The 1,278-nt window shown below is 53.2% G+C and carries 1 protein-coding gene; it reads right to left on the reverse strand.

Annotation, left to right across the window (positions count from 1 at the left end; genetic code table 11):
- Positions 1-552: 552 nt before the first annotated feature.
- Positions 553-1,278, reverse strand: a 726-nt coding sequence (locus tag HNR46_RS20545) for an RHS repeat-associated core domain-containing protein (protein WP_281375626.1), incomplete at its 5' end; no start/stop codon positions are given.

The raw sequence follows: 1,278 nt of genomic DNA on the forward strand, positions 1-1,278 counted from the left end.
CTGCTCGGGCGAATAGCGCAGACGGCCTCTGCGATCCAATCTGACAAGGGATTCTTGCGTAGCATTCATACTCTGAAGAGCTATGAACGCTACGCCACACAACAGCCATAAAAGCCCGACGGGGCTTCAGACCACGCTTACTGTTTGGCGGCGCGGAGCCTGACTTTAAAGAGCGGAGCATTCACCGCTGCGGCCCGGAGGGACTTCGTTTGTACTGGATTTGTAGTATCCAACAGCGCATTTCATACCCCCCGACCCTCATTCACGAGATGCTTTCGACGCGCCTTTCCCTCTTGGCCTCCGCAGGCCGTTTCCAGATGAACTGAATTTTCTCCTCAACCAAAACAATACCGGCAGAGAAAGAATCAGCGCACAGGAAACAAGAACAGAAGCAAACCTTCCAAAACTATGTTCAACGACGACGCCAACCACGGAAACCACTCCAACGAAGATGCAGAAAAGTGCTGATCCTCGGCCTAACACCGGCCAAACGGCGATGATCAACCCAACGAAGCAGAGGAGGTATAAGAGGATCTTGTCCACGCTCTTGCGTCAGGGGGTTGGAGGCGCCGGAGGAGGGTCAGACGCGAGAGCCTTTTCTAGATCCACCTTAATCTCGTCTTCGACCTCGAATCCTCCTTTCTGAGCTGGAGGACATACATCGTCGCCAAGTTGCTCTTTGACCTCATCCAGAACTTCGTCCGCAACCTTCTCTGCGATCTTTGACGCAGCAATAGCAGCGCCGATTGTTGCAACGTCTTTCCAAGCATCTCGCTCCGCCTTCGCTGCGTCCTTAGCGCGTTTGATTAACTTCTGACGATTGAGGACATTCCTCCGCCGCCCGACCTTCTCTGCGAGCTTGATCGCTTTCTCTTGCGCCTTGAATCCCTTCGAAATTCCTTGGAGCGCTTTTCCTGCGCCTGGTGCGACTGCACCAATCACGGCACTGACGCCTATCGATGCCAAATCGACTTCAACAAACGCATCCCAGCTCGCGCCATCGGTCGCCACATTGTACGTGACCTGCATAGCGTAATCGATTCCGGCACCGACAATCACACCAATCAGGAAATTCACGAACCGGCCATCGGAATCGAAGTTGTTGATGCCGTCGTTGTAGAACGCCCCATAAAGGTTGAATCCGCCAAGTTCTTCTAATGGATCCCTGGATTGCCACCTCCCTGTCACCGGGTCGTAATAACGGTAGCCGTAATAGTAGAGACCCGTCTCCTCATCCTGATATTTCGTCGAAAATCCGATGCTTGGTAGTTTGGTGGT

The sequence above is a fragment of the Haloferula luteola genome, from assembly GCF_014201715.1.
GTDB classification, from domain to species: domain Bacteria; phylum Verrucomicrobiota; class Verrucomicrobiia; order Verrucomicrobiales; family Akkermansiaceae; genus Haloferula; species Haloferula luteola.